At 39.5% G+C, this 18477-nt stretch carries 16 protein-coding genes; 10 read left to right on the top strand and 6 right to left on the bottom strand.

The features are described 5' to 3' along the window. The first annotated feature begins 100 nt into the window (after positions 1-100). Positions 101-808, top strand: a complete 708-nt coding sequence (locus tag PK1910_RS06460) for a GntR family transcriptional regulator (RefSeq protein WP_004694848.1) — start codon at positions 101-103, stop codon at positions 806-808. 186 nt (positions 809-994) lie between these two features. Here PK1910_RS06460 and PK1910_RS06455 read toward each other — a convergent pair whose 3' ends face one another. Next, a complete protein-coding gene (locus PK1910_RS06455) occupies positions 995-1378 on the bottom strand; it encodes a helix-turn-helix domain-containing protein (protein ID WP_058948167.1) in 384 nt (127 codons plus the stop codon). A 189-nt stretch (positions 1379-1567) separates the two neighbouring features. On the opposite strand from PK1910_RS06455, the gene crcB reads away from it, so the two are divergent. The 3 genes from crcB to PK1910_RS06440 all read left to right on the top strand — a co-directional run bounded on the left by crcB (position 1568) and on the right by PK1910_RS06440 (position 5932). Then, positions 1568-1948 carry a fluoride efflux transporter CrcB gene (gene crcB / locus PK1910_RS06450; RefSeq protein ID WP_058948166.1) on the top strand — a complete coding sequence of 127 codons (381 nt, stop codon included), beginning with the start codon at positions 1568-1570 and terminating at the stop codon, positions 1946-1948. Between the two features lie 84 nt (positions 1949-2032). Then, positions 2033-3013: a molybdopterin-binding protein gene (locus PK1910_RS06445; RefSeq protein WP_058948165.1), complete on the top strand. Its 981-nt coding sequence runs from the start codon at positions 2033-2035 to the stop codon at positions 3011-3013. Positions 3014-3433: 420 nt separating this feature from the next. Next, positions 3434-5932, top strand: coding sequence for an S-layer homology domain-containing protein (locus tag PK1910_RS06440; RefSeq protein ID WP_058948164.1), 2499 nt, complete (start codon positions 3434-3436; stop codon positions 5930-5932). A gap of 134 nt (positions 5933-6066) precedes the next feature. Here the strand turns inward: PK1910_RS06440 and PK1910_RS06435 are convergent, their stop codons facing one another. The 3 genes from PK1910_RS06435 to PK1910_RS06425 form a co-directional block, all read right to left on the bottom strand. Next, a complete protein-coding gene (locus PK1910_RS06435; RefSeq protein ID WP_058948163.1) occupies positions 6067-6297 on the bottom strand; it encodes a hypothetical protein in 231 nt (76 codons plus the stop codon). 9 nt (positions 6298-6306) lie between these two features. Beyond that, positions 6307-7152 (bottom strand): metallophosphoesterase, encoded by an 846-nt coding sequence (locus PK1910_RS06430; protein ID WP_058948162.1) that lies wholly within the window; start codon positions 7150-7152, stop codon positions 6307-6309. Between the two features lie 77 nt (positions 7153-7229). Further along, on the bottom strand, positions 7230-8003 hold the full coding sequence (locus tag PK1910_RS06425; RefSeq protein WP_058948161.1) for a DUF4931 domain-containing protein: 774 nt from the start codon (positions 8001-8003) through the stop codon (positions 7230-7232). 117 nt (positions 8004-8120) lie between these two features. On the opposite strand from PK1910_RS06425, the gene PK1910_RS06420 reads away from it, so the two are divergent. The 4 genes from PK1910_RS06420 (at position 8121) to PK1910_RS06405 (ending at position 12006) form a co-directional block, all read left to right on the top strand. Beyond that, the gene (locus tag PK1910_RS06420) at positions 8121-8642 is read left to right on the top strand and encodes an 8-oxo-dGTP diphosphatase (RefSeq protein ID WP_058948160.1); all 522 of its coding nucleotides are present in this window, start codon (positions 8121-8123) and stop codon (positions 8640-8642) included. Between the two features lie 126 nt (positions 8643-8768). Continuing rightward, positions 8769-9866, top strand: coding sequence for an A/G-specific adenine glycosylase (gene mutY / locus PK1910_RS06415; protein ID WP_058948159.1), 1098 nt, complete (start codon positions 8769-8771; stop codon positions 9864-9866). A 16-nt stretch (positions 9867-9882) separates the two neighbouring features. After that, entirely contained in the window at positions 9883-11064 is a 1182-nt protein-coding gene (locus tag PK1910_RS06410) for a metallophosphoesterase (protein WP_058948158.1), read from the top strand. A 378-nt stretch (positions 11065-11442) separates the two neighbouring features. Further along, the gene (locus PK1910_RS06405; RefSeq protein ID WP_058948387.1) at positions 11443-12006 is read left to right on the top strand and encodes a hypothetical protein; all 564 of its coding nucleotides are present in this window, start codon (positions 11443-11445) and stop codon (positions 12004-12006) included. A 152-nt stretch (positions 12007-12158) separates the two neighbouring features. On the opposite strand, the gene PK1910_RS06400 is transcribed toward PK1910_RS06405, so the two are convergent. Further along, positions 12159-13514: a class II fumarate hydratase gene (locus PK1910_RS06400; protein ID WP_058948156.1), complete on the bottom strand. Its 1356-nt coding sequence runs from the start codon at positions 13512-13514 to the stop codon at positions 12159-12161. Positions 13515-14012: 498 nt separating this feature from the next. Between PK1910_RS06400 and PK1910_RS06395 the strand changes: the two genes are divergently transcribed. After that, on the top strand, positions 14013-16091 hold the full coding sequence (locus PK1910_RS06395; RefSeq protein WP_058948155.1) for an OPT family oligopeptide transporter: 2079 nt from the start codon (positions 14013-14015) through the stop codon (positions 16089-16091). 11 nt (positions 16092-16102) lie between these two features. Then, positions 16103-16948, top strand: a complete 846-nt coding sequence (locus PK1910_RS06390; RefSeq protein ID WP_058948154.1) for a polysaccharide deacetylase family protein — start codon at positions 16103-16105, stop codon at positions 16946-16948. A 92-nt stretch (positions 16949-17040) separates the two neighbouring features. Here PK1910_RS06390 and PK1910_RS06385 read toward each other — a convergent pair whose 3' ends face one another. Beyond that, the gene (locus PK1910_RS06385) at positions 17041-18411 is read right to left on the bottom strand and encodes an S-layer homology domain-containing protein (RefSeq protein WP_058948153.1); all 1371 of its coding nucleotides are present in this window, start codon (positions 18409-18411) and stop codon (positions 17041-17043) included. Between the last annotated feature and the right edge of the window lie 66 nt (positions 18412-18477).

The raw sequence follows: 18477 nt of genomic DNA, 5'->3' as shown, positions 1-18477 counted from the left end.
ACATACTGTCTAAGATATGTTGTATACTATATTATACTCATTTTAACCGTTCTTTGAAAGTCTGAAAGCACGAATGGTTAGTAAGGTTTAGGGGCTAGTAATGGGAAGACAAAGTTCAAAAGATAAATACAAATTGTCCGCAGTGGATTCTATCGAAAGATTACCTCTCAGTGAACAAGTATATTTAACATTAAAAACAGCTATCTTAACAGGCGAATTGATGCCTCAAGAGAAGCTTAACGAAGTAAAGATTGCAGAACAATTACAAGTGAGTGCTACACCTGTGCGTGAGGCATTCCGCAAATTGGCTAAAGATAATCTCGTAGTTATCGTTCCTTGGAAAGGTGTTACTGTAAAAGCTGACACGCCAGAAGAAATCGTAGCGCTTTACCAAGTTCGTGAAGTAATGGAAGGACTTGGTGCTAGATTATGTGCTCGTCATGCTACACCTGAGCAAGTACAAGAGCTAAGAACTCTTTGTAAAGAAATGCATGAAATTGAAGATGCCACAGAACGTGTTGATGTAAACAGCCGATTCCATACAATGATTGCTCATTACTCTGGCAATGAACGCATTGTAGATTATCTAGCAGGTTTCCGTGAACGCGTTAATCGCGACATGTACATCAGTTCTTTCAATGCTGTACGTACACATGACTGTGATGACGAACATGATCAAATCGTAGACGCTATTGAACGTCACGACGAAGTTGCTGCAGAAACAGCTATGCGTCAGCATATTAACAATGCATTTATCTTTAAAAAAGCAAATGCAGAAGTACAACATAAAAAACTTAATGAAGTGTAATGTCTGCTGATGCTGATGATGATGTAATAGGCATAATGACATATGAAAAGCTCCGCCATTGACGGAGCTTTTTTGATTGTTATTTTGAATAGTTAATTCAATTTTCATTTAGAGTATTTCGAGCATCTTGATATAAATTAGTTATCATTTGTTGTATTTAATTAACTGTTCTTTTAGTCTATCAGATTAGTTCGTTCTTGTTTTGTTTCGAGACGTTCTTTTGGTGTGGTTCAGAAGCTCTAGTCGTTTATAGTGTGATGTTAGGTGCGCATTACAGTTTTTATAATCTACAACACGCAGTCTTACGAGTTGACCTACATTGATTTGAAAGGCTTGGGCAATTTTAAATAAAATTTCCAAAGACATGCCTGAAATTCCTGTACCACATTCTAATTTGCTTAAATAACTACGACTGATACCAATGTGACGAGCTAATTCTTGTTGAGACATATTTAGGGATACGCGAATAATGGCGATTTTATGACCTAAACAAACATACTGATGTTGTAAAAACGGGTCTTCGTACGCGTTGACTCTCAATTCCGTGAGTGGTGTAGACGAGGGGTGCATAGGGACTCCTTCCTTTTCCCTACTCTCTAAATATAGTATACTGAGATTATTAGCATCTGACTAATATAGAAAACTAGATAATTATCGGCTATTACAGATAATTACACGAATTGTGAAAGTAGTATTACATGTATGCTATAGTAATGTGATCATACCATCTAGTATGTTATCTTGAGTAGAGGAGGCAATATGGAAAAATATATAGCCGTTGCCCTCGGTGGCGCCACTGGGGCCTTATGCCGTATGGCTCTCGGTGAATGGGTGATGACAAAGGTCAGCTCGTTTCCGTATGGTACGGTAGTAGTAAACCTCGTTGGTTGCCTCATTATCGGTCTAGTCTTAGGCCTTTATATGCAAAAACCAGATCTACCTCAATGGGCGAGATTCTTCCTCGTTGTAGGTGGGCTAGGTGCATTTACCACCTTTTCAACCTTTGCCTTTGAAATGCTACAGCTTATGATGGCTGAATCCTATGTACAAGCATTATGGTACGGTGCAGTACAAGTCGTAGGGGGCTTAATCCTCTGTTGGGTTGGTATGCTAGTAGTGCGTCTACTCTGTACTATGTAAACATATTAACATCGAATAATAGTATTAAATACATTTTGATGTTATACAGTAACGTATTTTGTTATTAATGACTTGGGAGATATTATGAAATCTATTAGAACACAAGATGCCGTAGGGCAAACATTATTACACGATCTCGTAAGAATCGTCATCGGTGAGGTGAAAGACACGCCCTTCCGCCGTGGCCATGTAATTACAGAAGAGGATATTCCTAAACTCTTGGATCTTGGCAAGGAACATGTATTTGTAATGGAGCCAGAAGATGAGGGGTTCTTACACGAAGAGGATGTAGCTCGTGCTTTATACCATATGGCAGGCGGTGAAAACATGCACGATGGCCCTATGGCACAAGGTAAAATTGAAGCCATTGCGGATGTAGATGGCCTTTTCAAGGTCGATGTAGACCGATTACATGCTATCAATAGCATTGGTGAGTTGACTATTGTAACAAAATTTAATAATACACCTGTGAAAGCAGGTGATAAACTAGCAGGCATGCGCTGTATTCCATTATTGTTAGAAGAACAACAAGTAGAAGATGCAAAGAAAATTGCTAATGGTAAGTCTTTGTTACATGTAAAGCCGTTCGTGCGCAAAACAATGGGTATTGTTACGACTGGTTCTGAAGTATTTGAAGGTCGTATTAAAGATGCTTTCACACCAATCATTGAAGAACGTTGTGCTGAATTTGGTGTTATAAAGGTAGCTCACGAAATTGTAACGGATAATACAGATGATATCGTGGCGGCTATCGACAAGGTGAAAGCAGCAGGCGCAGATATTATTTTCTGTACCGGTGGTATGAGCGTTGACCCAGATGATCTCACCCCAGGAGCGATTAAACGCTATGCAGATCGCGTTGTTACCTATGGATTACCTGTATTACCAGGATCCATGGTTTGCATTGCTTACTGTGCAGATGGCACACCAATCCTTGGTGTGCCAGGGGGCGTATTGTTCAGTAAACCGACTGCTTTTGATGAAATTGTGCCACGCCTCATCGCAGATGATGAAATCACCAAAGAAGATTGTATCCGTATGGGACATGGAGGATTCTTGGGCTAATAGGCTAGTATAACAAGATTAGCTAGAATAACCAATATAGCTATTTTAAGTAATATAGCTAAAGCAAATAATATAACTAGAATAATTAGTATAGCTAGTATAATGAATATAGTTAATATAGCCAATATAAGGAGATAAGATAAATCTTATCTCCTTATATTGTTATTATGCTATTAATTTATAGTATGATGAATTTGATAGAATTTTTATTTATCGATAAAATTGATAATTTTATCTATTTTGTTAAAAAATTCGTTTACTTCATTTAATATTTAAAGTACAATAATAGTTAAGGATAATGATAATACATTATTTAATAATGGACATATTTTATGCTGAGTTTTGTTGAATATATATTATAAATGATAATATATTATCCGTTGTATTTATAATTTTAGATGTAGGGAGGAATAGTAAACGATGAAAAGCAAACAAGTTGCATTATCATTGGCAATACTACTTGCGTTAGGTACGGGAACTGTATTACATGTAGAAGCACAAGGAAATCCGACAGAGTATTCACGTCACTTTGGTGATGAAAATACGGTTACCAGTGACCATAGTTTAGCAGTAGGTTTCAGAAATACGGTATCCGGTTCATATTCAACTGCTATAGGACAGTCTTCTACCGCATCTGGTGAGACTTCACTAGCTATCGGACGAAGTGCACAGGCAACTGCTAATAATACTAATGCTATTGGTCGGAGTGCACGAGCAGAAGGTGAAAATGCTACTGCAATAGGCCATGGATCAGTTTCTTCAGGGCGTAATTCAAATGCCTTTGGTTCATCCGCTAAAGCATCTGCTGAAGCTTCTACAGCGGTTGGCAATAGTACAAAGGCTAGTGGTATTTCAAGTACCGCTACTGGCTTTAATGCTGAGGCATCTGGTAATTTCTCTTCAGCATATGGTAATGATGCTAGAGCAAAGGGAAATCGTTCAGTAGCCGTTGGATATAATGCAAAAGCTGAAGAGAGTGCAACTGCTGTAGGTAATAATGCTAATGCTGGTGCTGCAAATGCTGTTGCACTAGGTTCAGGTAATACGATTACTGCACGTGGTGGAGTTGGAATTGGTAGCAGTAATTCTGTCTCTGGCATTGATTCTGGCGCTTTTGGGGTTAGAAATAACGTAGCGCAAGCAAATACATATGTACTGGGCAGTAATGTGACGTCAACACAAGGAAATAGTGTTCTCTTAGGCAATGCATCTACCGATAGAGCTGCCACAACAGAAACACAAGCTAATATAAATGGTATTAACTATTCCGGCTTTGCTGGGGTAGGGTCAGCTAGTAACGGCGTTACGAGTGTTGGTGCATCTGGTAAAGAACGTCAGGTGATTAATGTAGCATCTGGGAAAGTATCTTCTGATAGCACGGATGCTATAAATGGTAGTCAATTATATGCAGTAGCAAATACAGTGGGCGGAATTCTTAATAATCACAATACATTAATTCAAAATAATATTAATGAAATCGATAAAAATAAAGAAAAAATTGCCGACAATGAACGAAAATTAAAAGATCATACAGATGTCTTACAAAAACATGAAGATATTTTAAATGGACATAGTCAAGAATTAGAAAAACATAATAAATTAATTGTAAATCATGATAATCAAATTACTCGTTTAACTAAAGAAAATCTTCGTCAAGATGCTGATTTACTTCGTCATGAAGATCAAATTCAAAATCATGACATTCAATTAAAAAATCAAACTGAACGTATGAATAATCAAGAAAAACGTATTGACAATCAAGATAAGCGTTTAGATTATTTAGATAATCGTGTTGATAATCATGATGCTCGAATTGAAAATCATAGTGAGCGTATCGAAAGTCATGAACGTCGTATTGAATATAATAAGACTTTAGCCACAGAAGCATTAAAAGAAGCTAAAAAACATACTAGCATTTCTGCAGGTAATAATGTAACTGTAACTACAAGCACAAATGCTGCTGGTGGTACTGATTACAAAGTATCTGTAGATAAAGTTAAATTTGGTAATGTTTCTTTGGACAATAAAGGTCTAAATAATGGTGGCAATAAAATCACTAATGTAGCCGATGGTGAAGTATCCGCTACATCTAAAGATGCCGTTAACGGTAGCCAATTGTATCAAGCTACTAGCGGTATTAGTAATGGTGTGAACCTATTAAATAGCAAAATAGGAAAAGTTGGTGCTGGTGCGGCTGCATTAGCGGCTATTCATCCATTGGATTTTGATCCTGATGATAAATGGAATTTTGCGGCTGGTTACGGTAACTATGCCGGTGAAAATGCGATGGCATTAGGTGCTTTCTACAGACCAAATGAAGACACTATGTTCAGCGTAGCTGGATCCATGGGTAACGGTGAAAACATGGTCAATGCCGGCGTTTCATTGAAATTAGGTCAAAAAAATGGTGTATCTACTTCTAGAGTAGCTTTGGCTAAAGAGGTTCAAGACTTAAAGGCCATTGTAAAAGCCCAAAATGTAGAGATTCAACAAATGAAGGTATCCATGGGAATGGCACCTCAGTATGACAAGAAAGATGTGAACTTCCCTGATGTACCGGCTAATCATTGGGCTTATGAATATGTGAAAGACTTGGCTGATAAAGGTCTTGTTGAAGGTTATCCTGATGGCGAATTTAAAGGCGATCGTGCGATGACTCGTTATGAGTATGCTGCAATCATTTATCGTGCTTTACAATTGGGTGCTCCAATTGATGGCAAAATGGGGCGTGCGATTAACGAATTTAATCCTGAATTGGCTCGTCTTCGTGATTTGGATCGTACTCGTGTAGATCGAATCTCTGGTAAAGATAATGATCGTCATAAGGTAGAACGACTTCGTGTCAACAATAAAGACAATAAGCAAACTAATGATTACAGAGACGTTTATGGTAGTCATATCGAGCGTAATGCGAAGTAATTACTTGTCATGAATTAACCTTTTAAACTAAAAGGAAGACAACAAAATAGTTCTTGTATAAACTAAAGAAAAAACAAAGGAGGCTGTGATAAACAGCCTCCTTTGTTCAATTAATTGCATTATTAATTGCGTTATTAAAATGATTTTTTACCTAGTGTAGGGTGGCTACAACGTTTTAGCGTTAGGGTATCAATCATATGGACGGCTTCGTCCAATGTAATATCTTCGCGCTTCGTTGGTGTTTCTAGGACAGCTAACGGATGATCCGTGCCTACCTCACCAGAAGGCAAGTATATATATTCTTGGTTGACGGCGTCACCAAAGATATAGCCGGCTTGTAAATGTTCTTTGTGAATGCGACTCATGGTCTCTCCTTAAATAATTTGCTTTAGCATGAAGTCTAGATAGTCTGCAGATACTAACTCTAGTTTTGTCGTACCAAATTCCTTTGGAATCCGGTTAAAGGAAATTTGATCGTGTAAGTGGCCAAAAATGCAGATATCTACCTTATATTGCTTCATGAGGTCCGTAAATCCCGAAGGGGCGTTGGACTCGTTGAATGGAGGGTAGTGTAGCAACAATAATTTGGTTACTGGAATATTCTCTATATCTATAATTAAATTAGATGTTGTAATTGAATCAGATGTTGATGAATAGGCCTTTTTAGAACAGGTCACATCTGTGACCTTTGTTTCCTCCTTAAGTTCTTCAAGCATATTATGTATAGCCTTATCTATTTCTTGAAGTGCCGCTTCAGTACGCATCACTTCTCTATCGTAAATGGATTGGTCCGTTTCTGGGGAGAAGTGGGAGTCTCCAGGACAGAGGTAGGCACGCGTTCCTCCGAATGCAATAAGACGCGGACCTTCTTCGGTTTGGATGAGTTCTGCGGTGCCGTGACCTTGTATAAAGGTAATAGCGTCGCCCATGAGATTATGCATCTTGTTTGCCGATGCCCACCAATAATCATGGTTGCCGCGAATCATATATTTTTTACCAGGTAAAGATGCAATTTCTTGTAAATCGCAGGCCGCTTCCTCGAGGCGGAGGGCCCAGCTCATGTCTCCTACGAGAAAGACGATGTCTTCATCGCTTACATTGGCATTCCAATGCTCTTTGATGCGGGCCCAGTGATCATTCCAGTGAGGACCAAAAATATCCATCGGCTTTGTGGGGGGATTGCCAGATAGATGGAGGTCGCCGATGGCAAATACTTTCATAAAAATCCTTTCAAATATGTATGGTTAAAACCATATATCAAATTATCTATCAAATTATGTACAGTATATAGTTAGTGCTATTTAGTAGCTTGAAAATAAGGTGTAATATCGTGCTTGATTTTGGCGGCTCGTCCCTCATCGCAAGTTTGTGGTATTTTGTATCCTACATAGAGGGGCGTCGTTACATAGCGCGCCACTACTTTGATGTAATCATAGCCGTCCTCAAGATTATATACAAAGTAATTATAGGACTGGCTAAAGTTTGCTACACTATGCAATACATAGCGCAAAATTTGCTGTAGTCGAAGGGCTACAGCACGAACCGGTGTATCTGGTTTAAAGCGAATATTGTACTCAAAGAACCCGATAATCGGATGGGTAGACAAGGTGATGCGTACATCTTGATCCTCGTGCAAGAGCCAACCCTCCATATTTTGGGCCGTAATATCTTTGTGGTAATCGTAATTCTCAAGGCCTATGATTTGGCTGTGAGGATGACGAATAGAGCCACCGGACATATAGCCATGATTCTTGAAGAAGAGTACGGATTTGAACTCTTTACGCTGACGAGTTTCGCGCCATTTATCGAGACCAAATTGGAGAATATGGGCGGCTTCGTCTGTAGGTAAGGTAGAAAATTCGCCTTCGTCAGTTTCCGTTTCGATAATGACGGTAGGCCAAGTTTTTTCTAATACAGGATACTTGTTCATGAGCCATATAATATGATCTGATGTATCGAGAATATCCGTTAATTTGGAACGATCACAGAAGGGACAACGCACTTGTTCATTGCGAATATTGACGGGCTTTGTCCGTCCTAATTCGATATTAAATCTAAGTGGTTTGTTCATCATGTGCCTCCTTCCTTGTAAGAAATTCTATACTCTTAATCATACCACAACTAGCGCATTCGTACATGAAATAATGGTATAATAATAGTGTGTTATTTTTGTGACTAAGGAGGCCCTATGAAACCAACGACGCTCGTATTTCCCATTGATGAACAAAATCGTATATTGTTAGGGCGTAAGAAGCGTGGTTTTGGGGCTAATAAATATAATGGTTTCGGTGGTAAACTTGATGATGGTGAAAGCTTCCGAGAGTGTGCCATTCGCGAACTCTATGAGGAATCTGGCCTTCAAGGACGTGTCGAAGACTTAGAATGTGTAGCGGCTTTTGATTTTCAATTTCCTTTTGATGAAAGCTTAACGCACGTGAGTTATGTGTATTTCTTGCGTGCTTTCACAGGCGATGTAGAGGAAACAGACGAAATGGAGCCTCATTGGCTAGAACCAAATCAAATTCCTTATGAACATATGTGGGATGGTGACCGCAGATGGTTGCCGATGTTGTTAGAAGGTAAGAAATTAAAAGGACCTATCGTGTTTGGACGAGATAATAATATGGTGGATAAGATGGATTTGACCACTGTTGATACTGTTCTTGAAAGCGAACACTTGGCGCGCATCGATCTGTATATTAATGGATGATGAATGTACGATTTGTTACAATTTAACGTTAAAATCGTTATCTGGTGGGTATTGGAGTATAAAATAGGGAGTATGTAGCCGTGAAAGTGGTACTAGACTCCTAAATTTATAATATATTGAGGTAATATGACTGATAAAAAGAACCCAAAGTGGGTGCCACAGCTATTGGCGTGGTATGATGTACATAAACGGGAGTTGCCGTGGCGCGGTTGTGGGGACCCTTATAAGATTTGGGTATCCGAGGTGATGAGTCAGCAGACCCGCATTGAGGCAATGAAACCCTATTATGATAACTGGATGCGTCTATTTCCAACCTTGGAGGATTTGGCAAAGGCCTCCGAAGATGAGGTGGTTCACGCATGGCAAGGGCTTGGTTATTATAGTCGTGCTCGTAACTTGCGTCTTGGCGTAAAGGACGTCGTTGAAAATTACGGCGGTATCGTGCCTCATGACCGTAAGACCATGGAATCCTTGAAGGGTGTAGGTTCTTATACGGCAGGGGCTGTGCTATCCATGGCGTACAACGAACCAGAGGTGGCTGTAGATGGCAATGTACTGCGCATCTATGCTCGGTTGTATCGCATCTTTGATGATATTTTGAGCACTAAAGGTAAAAAGGCTATTACGGCTATCGTAGAGGAGACTTTACCTCACGATCGACCTGGCGACTTTAACCAAGCCTTGATGGACTTTGGGTCTGCCGTATGTATTCCAAAGACACCCCGCTGTGGCGAATGTCCTATTGTAAATATGTGCGAAGCATACCAAAATAAGGATACAGATAAACTACCTGTGCGCATCAAGAAAACAAAGGTAGTAGAGGTGCCTTTATTTGTGGGGATCTTGCAGTATAAAGGCTATTATTTATTGCATAAACGGCCGAACCGTGGACTTTTACGATCCATGTGGGAATTCCCATCTGTGGAAATGGTATCTGCCTTTGAGGATGGAGCACGAGGCCTTGAGGAATTAGTTCAGGCCCTTGGATTTGATCTATCCTTACAACCAGTACTTGTGAAAGAAATAACACATGTTTTCTCTCACCGAAAATGGTTTATGAAAGCATTCCGCGGTGATTTAACGTACACAGGGGACGCTAATAATATATCGATTGCAGATATCCAACAGCAATTACCAAAGGACTGGATGCTCATCAAGCGCGATGAGTTCTCCGACTATGCTTGGGCGGGACCTCATGGTAAACTGACGGAAATCGCAAAGTAATTTGTAGGAGCAATGAATGAGAATTCTATTTAATATCATTTTTTCTGCCATCCTCGCAATAGGTCTGGTAGGATTTTGGGCTCTATTCCTCAACTTGTGGAAGCCTAAAAAGAAATGGCCAGCCTGGGTGGGCTATATCATCATTATCGGTGCGTGGTTCGTGGCTATCCGATACTATATACTCAATCAAGTGGATTTATATGGTACGATGTACTATCCTTTGATGAATATGTTCCGTACTGAAAGCTACGGATTCCTCTTTGGTGTATTCCTAGCGATTCCTGTATTTATCATACTTAGTCTATTATATTGGACAATCAATAAGATTTGGAGCAAAACACCAGAGGAAAATAGAACAGGCCGTCGCGCCTTCTTTAGAACTGCTGCAACTATAGTGCCGTTGGCTACTATTGGTGGCTCTAGCTATGCTGCCTTTGCGGGTCAACAAGAGGTAGTGGTAACTCATGAAAGCTTTGGCTACACGAACCTACCACCTGGTTTGAAAAACTATAAAATTGTTCAACTTAGTGATATTCATATAGGACCGAGTATCGACTTAGATGACTTTGATGAAATCCTGAAACTAGCGCTTTTACAAAAACCTAATCGCGTTGTTATCACTGGCGATCTCATTGATAAGCTTGCATGGTTACCGCAAGTCTGTGAAAGACTGACAACCTTTGCAAAACAAATCCCAGATGGGGTTGACTTTATCTTGGGAAATCACGAGTATCATCACGATGTAAATAAGGTACTTGACGCACTTAAACGAAATACACCTATGAATATTCTCGTGAATAGTAATATTCAAATCATGGGTGGCAAACAACCTGTATATATTGCGGGCGTTGCGTACGATAACGATCGTAAAAAGGATAACAGGGAAGCCATGATTAACAAAGCTTTGTCTGGAATTCCAGACTATGCCTTTGTTATCCTATTAGCTCATCACCCTGAATTCTTTGAAGAATCTATTGAACGAAAGATTCCGTTGACTCTATCTGGACATACCCATGGAGGTCAAATCGTATTCATGGGCGTGCCATTAGTACCAACGGGCACACCATATACAAAAGGTCGCTATGTAGAAGAACAAAGCGTATGCTACGTTAATAACGGCACAGGACACTGGTTCCCAATTCGTATCAACTGTCCACGAGAAATTACGGTTATTACATTCTTTGATGGAGTAGCTTAGTTTGAAAGACAAACTCACTATAGGTATACATTAATGTATAGTAAATCCTTTATTTATAAAATCCTTATATGTATTATTGTGCTTATGCTATTTGATATCTCTCTAATCTACGATATGACAGCGGATATATATAAGAGATATCTCAAAATAGCAATACTAGTGGCAATTGGATGCCATTTAGATCTATACTTGGAACTCAGTAAACAAGAGGAATTACTAATACAGGCATTTAAGAATGATACATTTAACGAGACCTATGAACTGTTAAATACGAAACAGGCTATTTTCATTATAGCATTGGCCGTGCTAATGACTATACAGCTTATGTGATCATAGAGGATTAAGGGTTACCAAATAAAAGGGGTATTGTATTTAGAAATGCGGACATTAAAAAAGATTCTTATTACTATTCTAATTTTATTTCCTTTTTGTTGGTTCTATAATTTTGATTTAGACGGTACAATGAATTGGGCTTTAGGGCGATATGAATGGCCGTATCAATTTAATATGGCATTACGGGATAATTGGAAAAGAGTAGGAGTAGAAGGGTATGTCTTTTCTTATGAAACACACTTTCCTTTTATATATGTTTATGGGGCTGGAGGGTTCACAAAAATATTGAATATTCCGTTTATAGGTTATATAGAGAAACTACCCAATGATAGTTTTTATAATCAAAAAGGATACGGTGAAAAGTTAAGTTATGCTGATGATACAATAGATGATATGAGAAAAGCCTATGGTAGTACATTAGTTATTTATACATCATTTAATGATTTCTCTATACAAGACCAAGAAATTTTTAGAAATATGGTAATAAATACAAAAGCAAATGATTACAGACCTCCATATAACGCAAATGCTATTCAAGAAGGATATGTTAATATTATTAAAGTTTTCAAAGGGTTAGAAACTTTATTAGGTCAAAAAATTCCAATCTAATTTTTTAGTCTTATAAAACTCAAAAGAACGCTATAGTCTAATCTTCAGTAATAAGTAGTACTGAAGAATTCAAGACTATAGCGTCCTTTTATTTTCCGTTCATTTGAGGTATGAGAGGATGTTACAGATATGTCATAGAGGTGAGAGAGATTTTATTTCATGCGAACTGCTTCGGCAAATTCGTCTTCGGTCATGAGTTTTTCTTCTAAGATGATTTCTTTGATAGAGCAACCACGTTTGTACGCTTCTTTTACAACCTTAGCACTCTTATCGTAGCCGATGTATGGTGTTAAGGATGTAGCAATCATGAGGGATTGTTCTACAAAGAAGTTGAGTTTTTCAGGTACGAATTCTACACCGTCGATACAGTGTGTTGTGAACGAATTCATAGCATCTGCAAGGAGGCGACAGCTTTCAACAAAATCATAGATCATGATCGGCATGTATACGTTCAATTGGAATGCACCGCTACCTGCACAGAGTGTCATAGTCGTATTGTGGCCGAATACTTGGGCGCATACCATGGTCAAGGCTTCACATTGTGTAGGATTGACTTTACCTGGCATGATGGAGGAGCCCGGTTCGTTTTCAGGTAGATGCCATTCGCCATAGCCACAGCGAGGGCCAGAGCCTAAGAAACGAACATCATTAGCGATTTTGAATAGTGTAGTAGCTAACGTATTGAGTGCCCCGTGAGCCATCATGAACGCATCTTTGAGAGCAAGTCCTTGGAACTTGTTATTCTTAACACGGAATGGAGCGCCTGTTACCTCTGGCAATACAGTTTCCATAACGTCTAGATAGCCCTTAGGTGTGTTCACACCTGTACCGACCGCAGTACCACCGAGTGCTACGTCGAGTAGGTGGTCAGCATTTTGAAGGAGCATAGTTTTGGCAGTTTTTAGGCCGTCCACAAAGGCGCTAATTTCTTGATCTACCATGATAAAAGTAGCATCTTGTAGGTGGGTACGACCAACTTTTTGCAAGCCTTTCCCTTTTTTTTGCAATTTTTCAAAGGATTCGATAAGACCGTCCAATGCAGGAATTACGCGTTTTGTAATTTCAAAGTACGCACAGATATGCATTGCCGTAGGGAATGTATCATTTGTACTTTGGCCGCGGTTTACATCGTCGTTAGGATGAAGCGGATTGGATTCATCTAACTGTTTAGCTCGGTGAGCGATGACTTCGTTCACATTCATGTTAGTTTGTGTGCCAGAGCCTGTTTGGAATACGGTTAACGGGAATTCTTCATCCCATTTGCCGTCCACGATTTCATCTACTACTTGAGCGATGAGTTTCGCTTTTTCCTCAGTTACTGCGCCACACTTTGCATTGGTTAAAGCACATGCTTTTTTGACAAGCGCAAGCGCTTTGATTTGTTCAATAGGGATGCGGTGGTCACCGATCTTGAAGTTATTGAACGAGCGTTGCGTTTGAGGTCCGTAAATTCGTCTAGCGTCGACTTCGACTGGTCCCATTGAATCGTATTCAATTCTTGTTTCCATAATGTTTACAACCTCCTTAAAAGACATGCCGACTCTATTGTCGGTACTTTAATTATATAAAATCCTGTATACTTGTACAGAATAAAAGAGAATGATTTCTATTTTCATATAATTGATAGGTGTATATGCATAATGCGCATATACACCTATCTCTTCCTTACAATATATATGTGATGATTTATATTTAATTTGTATATATGTTTTATATAATGCTGATTTGAGAGGGAGAAGACGATAGCCAAAAAATGACTTAGCGGCCCCACGAAGCGGGGTAGGTGGCTTTGGAGGCTTTTGGAGGGCTACCACGCCTAATAAAGTGTTTAGGGTACAGAATAGACCTTTTAAGATATCTGTTGGAGAAAGCTAAATTTATAATCTTTTATATGTATACATTATAAATATCGCATATATATTGAAATCATCGCTTTAACACGATAAAATGAAAGTAGCTTAGTATATTGTTTTAAGTTTATGATTTCACAGAGGAGGTAAGTACTTATGAAACATGACTTTACGAGCCATGACCTTCATCTGCCGGAACTGACGTTGCGTGGGATGCTACTTGGTGCATTGATTACTGTTATTTTTACAGCATCTAACGTATATCTCGGTTTGAAGGTTGGTTTGACATTCTCGTCATCCATTCCGGCAGCAATTATTTCAATGGCGATTTTACGGTTCTTCAAGGATTCTAACGTTCTTGAAAACAACATGGTACAAACGCAGGCTTCTGCCGCTGGTACATTGTCCGCCATTATCTTTATTTTGCCAGGTTTACTCATGCTTGGGTATTGGAATGGCTTTCCGTTCTGGCAAACATTTTTGCTCTGCGCATGCGGTGGTTGTCTAGGTGTATTATTCACCATTCCATTGCGTCGTGCTATGGTAGTGAATAGTGATCTACCATATCCAGAAGGCCGTGCAGCAGCAGAAATTTTGAAAGTTGGCTCTCACAATGGTGAACAAGGCCCTCAATCTAGCTCCGGTATGACCGATATCGTGTCCGGTGGCTTTGTAGCTGGCCTTATTAGCCTTTGTGCAAATGGTTTCAAAGTGCTTGGCGATAGCATGAGCTTCTGGATTCCTGTAGGTAGCAAAGGGATTACTCAAATTCCTTTGGGCTTCTCTACAGCGTTGTTAGGTGCTGGTTATCTTATTGGTATCGCCTCTGGTATCGCTATCCTCGTTGGTGTACTTATCGCGTGGGCTGGCTTCGTACCTTACTTCACTAATATGTTTGCTCCAGATGGCGGTGCTACTGCCAAGTTTGCAATGGCTGTTTGGAAATCTAAAGTTCGTTTTATCGGTGCTGGTGCTATCGGTATTGCTGCGATTTGGACTTTGATTACCTTAATCAAACCTATCATCGAAGGCATGAAGATTTCTGTAAAATCTATGAATAGCAGTTCCGCTGAACGTGAATTGCATCGTATGGATACAGATATGAGTACAAAATCCGTTTTAGGTGTATTCATACTTATTCTTATTGGATTAGTATTTACATTCTGGGATTTCGTATCTGTCGTACCTATTAGTGCAGGTTTAATGTGGACACTCGTTGTAGTAGGTATCGTAGTAGCTTTATTGATTGGCTTCTTCGTAGCTGCAGCATGTGGCTATATGGCAGGCCTTATCGGTACATCTGCTTCTCCAATTTCTGGTATCGGTATTTTAGCGACTATTATTTCTTCCTTGGTTGTATACTTTATCGCAGCGGAAAATAATTTATTTGCTACACAGGAAGGTGTTCAGTTCGCTACCGCTATGGCTATCTTTATGACATCCGTAGTTATTGCGATTGCATCTATTTCTAATGATAATTTACAAGATTTGAAAACTGGCCAACTCGTTGGTGCTACACCTTGGCGTCAACAAATTGCCTTGTTACTTGGTTCTGTAGCCGGTGCCATTGCAATTGCTCCAGTTCTTAACTTGCTTTACCAAGCATATGGTTTCACAGGTGCGTTACCACGTGCTGAAATGGATCCAAACGCTGCATTATCTGCGCCTCAAGCGACTTTGATGACTACCATTGCGCAAGGTATCTTCAACTCTAGCATGGATTGGGATTATATCTTAATCGGCGTTGGCGTTGGCGTTGTGGCGATTATCGTCAACTTGATTCTCAAGAGCACAACTGCTACCTTAACATTGCCTCCGTTGGCTGTTGGTATGGGTATTTATTTACCACCTACTTTAGAAGTACCGCTTATTATTGGTTCTTTCATCAGCTACTTCGTAGGTCGTTATCTTGTAGCTCGTGCTAAAATGCGTGCCGGTGAGCTTGCTGACTACGATGTAGAGCAATCCAATCGCCGCGGTGTTCTCTTTGCTTCTGGTCTGATCGTTGGTGAAAGCTTGATTGGTGTAATCATAGCTGTTATTATTGTATTGTCTGTTACAACTGGTGGTGGGGAAGCTCCACTTGAATTAGTAGGTCCTGAATTTGAAAGCACAGCACAATGGTTAGGATTGCTTGCATTCATATTCGCTGGTCTCTATCTTGTTCGACGTGTTGTTACACACAAGTTCAATAAAGAAGAAGCTCTTGCTATGAAAGCTGAGCAAGAACAATAAGAGGTTAAACAATGAAATTAAAACAGTCTGTACTCATCATTATGGCTGCTGCATTGCCAGTAGTCTCCTTCGCAGCAAGCGAAGTAATACCTGTAACGCAAGATACTGTAAATGTACAAGCAAATCAAACAAATGCGAAACGTGTAAATCGTAATGATTTAACATATCGTATTTCTAGCACTGCTACACCTGAGCAGAACCGTGCGTTGCGCTCTAAAGCGTCTAAAGTAGATCGTAATGCAGTTGAAGTGGTAGCTCCAAATGCGGACCGTTATATGGATCGCAAAGAGGTTGCTGTATCACCTGTGGAGTCTACTACAGATCATTTGGATTTAGTATTCCCAGAGGTTAAATCTGTTAGCCCTACGGTAGAAAAAGCAATCAATACGACCATCAAAAAGTATGTTTCTAAAATACAAAATGATGTAGAAAAGTTAAATGCTAAAGAATCTGATAAAACAAATGTAGTTATGTACTATGATGTTAAAACAGATAAAAACGGTATTTTCAGCGTATTGATTCACACATATACTATGCGTGATCATGATGCCAATGGTGTAAACTATGTAAAAGGCTTCACATTTAACACCACAACAGGTCGACAATTGTCCTTGTACGATCTTGGTGGTCTTAATAAAAAAGAATTGGTGAATGCGATTAATAATAATCAAGATGTGAAAGATAAATTAGGTGGCGATGTAAATATCGATAAAATGCCTACTGAATTCTACACAACAGATGATTATTCCGTTGTAATGATCTTGCAACAAGACGTAGATGCAATCCATAGTGCAGGTACGGTATATGTACCAGTTGGTATCTTGCGTGACCGCGAAAATGATGTAACAAAAAAATAATCGAACTGTGTAAATTCGATTATGTGTGTATAGTAACAGCTGTTTAATTGTGAAAAGAACCGCTCCTAAGGGGGCGGTTCTTTTTTTCTATGTTATTGTTTGTCGTTATAATAGTTTACGCGTGGCGGTAATGGGAATTGAATATTTCCGTCTGACTTTGTAAGCGGTTCCGGTGGTAATTGTAAGAATACATTATCATGGAATTTCTTTTTAAATGCTTTCAATGTCGATTTTTGAATAGAATCAACGGTAATGAGAAGGGCACTCGTATCAGTATTTGGGGAGATGGAAAGAATCTTTCCTTGAGGTTCTTTTTGTTGGTAAAGGGCAATGGCATCGGATTGATACTCCTCTAGTTGGGCCTGATTTAATTTACCTTTTGATACGACTACAGTTCTATCTAGCTGTGGATCATGAGCCTCTGTAATTGCTTTGGAGACGAGGTCAGTTTTCTTTTGATCCGTTAAAGATGCATGTAATTGGCCTGCCTCCCAGAAGAGGGCCCCGTCTTGACGGAATTTGGTGAAATCATTGCCATAACCTAATGCTTTGTCGATGATATTAGCTGTTTTATTTTCTACTTGTTGCTTGAGCAATGTGTTGTGGAAGGCAAGTGCTTGTTCTGTTTGTGTCATGCGGTACGCAATTTCCGCTGCTTCTGCACGAGTTACATATTTTTCAGGGTTAAATAATGTACCTGGAGCGTAGTTTGTAAACCCAAGATAGGCAAGCTCGCGAACGGCATCTTGTGCCCAAGGAGCCACGAATTTTTGGTCTCCATAGGATATATTATCAAGAACTGTTGGGTCTTCAGTAGTATATCCTAAATAATGGATATAGTTATCCGCTACTACAGCAAACTCTTGACGGGACATATATTTTTCTGGTTTATATGTGTCATCACCATATCCGCTGATGATATTCTTGCGCGCTACAGATTCAATAGCAAGAGCAGACCAACGGTCAGATGTAATATCTTTAAATTTACTTGATAAAAAGGCGGCCGTACCATCATCTGTGATATTGTTGAAGAGCGCTGCTACTTCTTCACGTGTCATAGGTTGGTTAGGTCGGAATGTACCATCGGAATACCCCTTCATTAGGTTTGCTTTTGTTACAGTGCTAATCGAGTTAGCTGCCCAAAAATCACTAGGCACATCTGTAAAGATGTGGGCGCGAATTTTTTGAATATCTTGAGACGTACCAATAGAGGTGTTTACAATTGCAGGTGAGGCAGTATTAGTAGATTTGACGTTAGCCGCTTCTGTTTTAGTAGTCTCCATCTTCGTAGCATCTGTTTTAGCCATTGGTGCTTTAGTTGTTTCCATTTTAGTGGCTTCAACAGTAGTTGCAGGAGCATGAGTTGTAGTGGTTGTGTTTGCAGAAGCAAAACCAAGGACTGTTGTAGTCAATAATGTGCCGAGTACGAGGGCACGTAATGCGTGAGGGGTATTCTTGTACATAAAAATCCTTCCTAATCATGGTAAAGGCTAGCGCTTGATAGCCGTAGAATATAAACTTTCACCAGC

It is taken from the genome of Veillonella parvula (genome assembly GCF_036456085.1).
In the GTDB taxonomy this organism is placed as follows: Bacteria; Bacillota; Negativicutes; order Veillonellales; family Veillonellaceae; genus Veillonella; species Veillonella parvula_E.
This window is presented reverse-complemented; position numbering and strand designations above follow the sequence as displayed.